The following is a 5,072-nucleotide window of genomic DNA, read 5'->3' on the forward strand; positions in this document are numbered from 1 at the left end:
CTGTAATGCAGCAGGTATCGTCCCTTCTCGAGGACATGGACTTACCCGATGGTGTGTTAGTAGAATTTGGCGGACAGGATCAGCTGATGACCGAGGCCTTTCAGCAGTTGGCCTTGACCTTGGTGTTAGGGATAGTACTGGTGTTCATGGTGATGGCCGCTCAGTTTGAATCCTTGCTCCAACCCTTTGCCATCATGTTTACGCTGCCCTTGGCCTTCATCGGTGTCGCCGGTGGCCTTTGGATCGGCAACTTATCCCTCAATGTCCCAGGATTGATCGGAATCATCCTCCTGGCCGGTATCGTCGTTAACAATGGAATTGTGTTGATTGACTACGTGAATGTTCTCAGAAGCCGAGGGATGCCTCGTAACGCTGCCATTGCCGAAGCCGGCAGGGTGCGACTGCGGCCGATTTTGATGACTTCCTTGACCACTATCTTGGGGATGCTGCCCTTGGCCCTAGCCACCGGTGAGGGAAGCGAAATGCAAAAACCCATTGCGATGGCAGTCATCGGAGGACTAACGGTAGCTACGGTACTGACACTGGTTGTGATTCCCGTCGTCTACTCGATTCTTGACGGAATCAAGGTAAGATTTAGACGTCTCTTTGGTTCTGCCAAGTCCCGAGACGAAGGGATTGGTGCTGGAGCGTAGGCTTCTAGGTAAAGTCAGTTTAGGATGAGAGGTTACCAAAGGAGTGACGAGAATGATGGGGACAAAACTTGGGAAGAAAGTGCTGGTGTTCTTGTTATTGGTCACCTTGGCGATAAGCGGAAGGGTATTGGCTGAAACAGCCACCGTTACCTCCGAAGCCGGGGTTGAGGTCAGGGAACTGACCCTGGAAGAGGCGATGGAAATTGCCAAGGAAAACAGTCTAATTCTCAAACAGGCGCAGCTGGCGGTTCGGGAAGCTGAGTTTGGCCTAAAGCAGGCGGAGGCAGCAGCGATCATGCGACCATCACCGACGATGCTGCTGCAGGCTCAATCGGGCTTAGATCTTGCCCGGCAGGATCTGGTGGTTACCGAAGATGAGCTCTCTTTGACGCTGGAAACGGACTTCTATAATGTTCTGCGGGCAGAAAATATGCTGCAAGTTGCTGAAGAGGCCCTGGATTCTGCCCGGCGGCATGAGGATGTTGTGACCAGAAAATTCGAAGTGGGCACCGTAACCCGTCTCGATGTCATCAAGGCGGCACGAAACGTTCTCAGTGCACAAGCTGGCGTGACCCAGGCCCGCCATGGTCGGGACCTAGCTTTAATGAAATTTCGGCAAACCCTGGGCCTAGATCTTGACGCCCCGGTATTTCCCGCCAGATCCGACTTCTCCATTGAACCGATAGTGATGAATCTGAAGGAGGATTTGGAGTTTGCACTGGCCAACCGCTTGGAGATCCAGCAGCTGGAGTTGGCCATTGAGGTTGCCCAGAAGAACGTGGAGTTATCGGATAACGATTACACCGCTCCGTTGACCCTGGAACAGGCCAAAATCAATCTGGATAAGGTCCAGTTACAGTACCAAGTGGCCAAGGATGGCTTGACCTTGGAAATTAGGCAGAGTTACCAAGCGGTACTGGACGCCCAAGAGCGATTTAGTGTCCTGGAGAAGGGCGTGGAGGAAGCTCTGGAGACCTTGCGCTTGTCGGAGCTTTCCTATGAAGCCAACATGATTACCAGTAACGAAGTTCAGGATGCTCAATTGGCCGTCACCAATGCCAGGACGGAATACATTAATGCAGTCTTTGACTACAACCTGGCAAAGGCTCGCTACTCCCGGGCAGTGGCATCGGCTCTAAAAAGGTGATGAGCGAAATCAAAGCCAAGAGCGGATCTAGCATTTTGGGACTTAGGGAGTGGGAAGATGGGTAGTTTGATGCGGGGTGGGAGGAAGCTCCTACCGATACTTGCTACGCTAATCGCGTTGCTGATGATAGGACCAATCCAATCGGTTGATGCTCTCGGTGTCGAGGGCATCAACCTCGATGATATCCAGACTTTGGCGGACATACTCGAGGTTGCTCTCACCACAGATAAGGGTATTAAAGCTGCCGGTTACCAGCTGGAAGCGGCTCAGGCTCAACTTGAGCAGGCCAAGGCAGGCTTATGGCCCCAAATTCAGCTGGGGGCGGAGGGCAAAGTGTCCAACGCGCCGGAATTGGGTATGGCCAAAGACACCTTCCGAACTGTGTCGGGAAGGGTCACCTGGGCCCAGGCGCTAAAGCCCAACAATGATCTACAGGCGGGCCTGAAAATCACCGAGTTGGGCATCGAAGGTGCCACCATTGCCCAGCAACAGGCTGTGGTTGAGCTGGTGTATCGGGTACAGTCAGCCTACATGGCCTTGGTGGAAGCCGTCAATGGCCATCGCTTAGCCGAGGCCAGTGTGGCTATCGCCCAGCGGAAGGTTGAGATCGCCTCGGAGAAATTGGCAGCCGGGGTGGCCACGCCACTGGATGTCTTAACGGCGCAGAATGAACTGTTACAAGCCCAAACGATGCTGAATGCCGCTAACGGCGGTGTGGATCTGGCTGTATTGGGATTGCTGCAGATCATTGGTCTGGATCACAATTTCCTGGCCAATGGGAGACAGTGGGCAGAGAACTTGGTAGCCACCCAAGACGTGACACCGGTTCGTTGGCCAGTGGAGTATGAGGAGGCCGTCAACTATGCCCTGACCCATCGCTACGACTTGTTGGCTACGGAAAACCAGGTAGAGATGGCCCGGATCAATGTGGAATCCCTAGCGGGAAAACGAGATTGGAAGCTGTCTTTGGCAGGAACCAAACAAGCAGAAGAGGTCACCTTAATGGGTTCCATCGACACCGATTGGATGGCGGTAGCCAGTGTCTCGGCAAACAAGCAATGGGGCGAACCGAGTCCTTCGCCCATGGGGTTGATGGATCTGCTCATCCCAGAAATAATCAACAAACATGGCTCAGAAGTAATCAAGGATTACTTGCCCGACGAGTCAAGGGACAACCAAGATCCCTGGTCTATCGGTCTAGAACTTTCCTATACCTTGGGCGATGGAGGGGCGAAAGAGGCCAGAATTAGAGAGGCTGACGCTGAGTATCAGAGGGCCAAGCTGCTCTATGAGGGTCTCGTTGACAGTGTATCCATTGCCGTGTTTGCAGCTCAGGAGAAGGTGACCCAAACCTGGGCCGCCTATCAGTTGGCACAATCTTATCTGGAGCAGGCCCGGGGCAATCTGGAGCGGATGGAGCTGCTCTTTGAACTGGGTTCGGTGACTGAGACCGAGCTGTTAGACGTGGACCTGATGGTACGCCAGGCGGAGAATGAAGTGCAAGCTACTGGACTTACCTATGAACTAGCTAAGACAGAGCTGGCGATGGCCATTGGAGTGGCGGCCGAAAAATTGGTGCACGCGGTGGCAATAGGGGATTGGGCCCTGGTATTGAACTAGGGATCTTGGCTGGAAAGGAGGCGAGCTCTTGGCTGCATCGTCGGACAAACATAAGAGAATCCTGGAAGCGGCGACCCAGTTGTTTGGCGAATTGGGCTATTCCAAGGCTCGGATTGAAACTATTGCCGAGATGGCCGGAGTTGCCAAGGGTACGGTATACCTATATTTCAAGAATAAGCCCGATTTGTTTGCTTCCTGCATTGAGAATCGAATTGACGAACTGATTGCTCTATTAGAAACGGAAATTGAGAAGTGCTCCTCCGCCACCGAAGCCATTCGCAAGTTGATTGAAATCCATGTCAAGACCTTCGATGAGAACATGGGATTTGCGGATTTGGTTCGGCAGAATCTGGTCAATCTCGATCACATCCTTCGAGAACAGTTGATGGCCCGCCATTATCAGGCTCGACAAATGATAGAAGAATGGGTGGGCAAGATCTGTTGTCCCGATTCCGGTATTACGCCGTCCGTTGTTGTCGATGTGTTGATCGGGGCCACAACCTTTGCCGTTGCCTCTATACATCTGACCAACGGAGAGCTAGATACAGAGACCCTGGTAGAGGAACTGACGGCCCTGCTGGCTCCAGGGATAACGGGACAATTCGCCTAAGGCCATGGACAAGCCTTCGAGGTTAATTAACCAGCTCAGAACATCGATGTTTCTGGCTGGTTTTTTTCCTTCTGCGTCTGGTCTGGCTGCAGCCTGGCAGGAATTTCCTCAGTAACCGGTAACATGATTACAGAGATGAAGAGGACAAATTCCTTTAGTGGGGAGAGGTAAGGTGAATAGCGAAAAGCAGGATTCAAGACGGCAGCAGTTATTGGGTCTGCTAGGCGATCTACCAGAGATGGAGCGCCCGGTGCAGGCTAAATTGGTGGCAACGGAGGAGTATCCCGGTTACGTGTTGGAAAGGCTCCTTCTCGATCTCAATGGGATTGAGGCAGTGCCCGCTTACTTCGCTCGTCCCAAGCAGGTGACAGGGCCAACCCCCGTGGTGCTTTATAATCATGCCCATGGTGGGGACTATGAGTTGGGGAAGGACGAGCTGATCCGAGGTCGGGATCTCCTGCAGTCGCCGGATTATGCCACGGCTTTGACGGCAGCGGGATATAGTGTGCTGGCCATTGACGCTTGGCTTTTTGGGGAACGGCGAGGGCGAAGGGAATCAGAACTGTTCAAAGAGATGCTGTGGCAGGGTCGAGTCCTTTGGGGGATGATGGTCTACGACAGTCTTAAGGCCATCGATTATCTCGTCCAGCGGGAAGACGTTGACCCAGCGAGAATTGGTACCCTGGGCCTATCCATGGGAAGTACCATGGCCTGGTGGGTAGCCGCGCTGGATACCAGGGTCAAGGTTTGTATCGATCTATGTTGTTTGACGGACTATCAGGCGCTGATGGAAGCCCGGGGTCTCGATGGTCATGGGATTTACTACTATGTACCCAGCCTATTGAAATACTTCACTACCGCGGAGATCAACGCTTTGATTGTACCCCGACCCCATTTATCCATCGCCGGCAATTACGATCCTTTGACTCCACCGGCAGGATTGGATCGCATTGATGCCGCCCTCAGGGACGCCTATCAGCAGGCGGGTTTTCCAGAGCGGTGGGATTTGGTGCGTTATGACACCGGACATTTTGAAACCGCC

General features: G+C 53.2%; 5 protein-coding genes. All 5 read left to right on the plus strand.

The genetic code is table 11. The features are described from left to right. Positions 1-653: efflux RND transporter permease subunit (locus GX030_08800; GenBank protein NLV92473.1), on the plus strand; the 653-nt coding region annotated here is incomplete at its 5' end. 52 nt (positions 654-705) lie between these two features. Continuing rightward, entirely contained in the window at positions 706-1,800 is a 1,095-nt protein-coding gene (locus GX030_08805) for a TolC family protein (GenBank protein ID NLV92474.1), read from the plus strand. Positions 1,801-1,857: 57 nt separating this feature from the next. Further along, the gene (locus GX030_08810) at positions 1,858-3,420 is read left to right on the plus strand and encodes a TolC family protein (GenBank protein ID NLV92475.1); all 1,563 of its coding nucleotides are present in this window, start codon (positions 1,858-1,860) and stop codon (positions 3,418-3,420) included. A gap of 28 nt (positions 3,421-3,448) precedes the next feature. Then, on the plus strand, positions 3,449-4,030 hold the full coding sequence (locus GX030_08815; protein NLV92476.1) for a TetR/AcrR family transcriptional regulator: 582 nt from the start codon (positions 3,449-3,451) through the stop codon (positions 4,028-4,030). Between the two features lie 238 nt (positions 4,031-4,268). Further along, on the plus strand, positions 4,269-5,072 hold an 804-nt coding region (locus GX030_08820; protein ID NLV92477.1), incomplete at its 3' end, for an alpha/beta hydrolase.

This window comes from Bacillota bacterium, assembly GCA_012727955.1.
In the GTDB taxonomy this organism is placed as follows: domain Bacteria; phylum Bacillota; class Limnochordia; order DTU087; family JAAYGB01; genus JAAYGB01.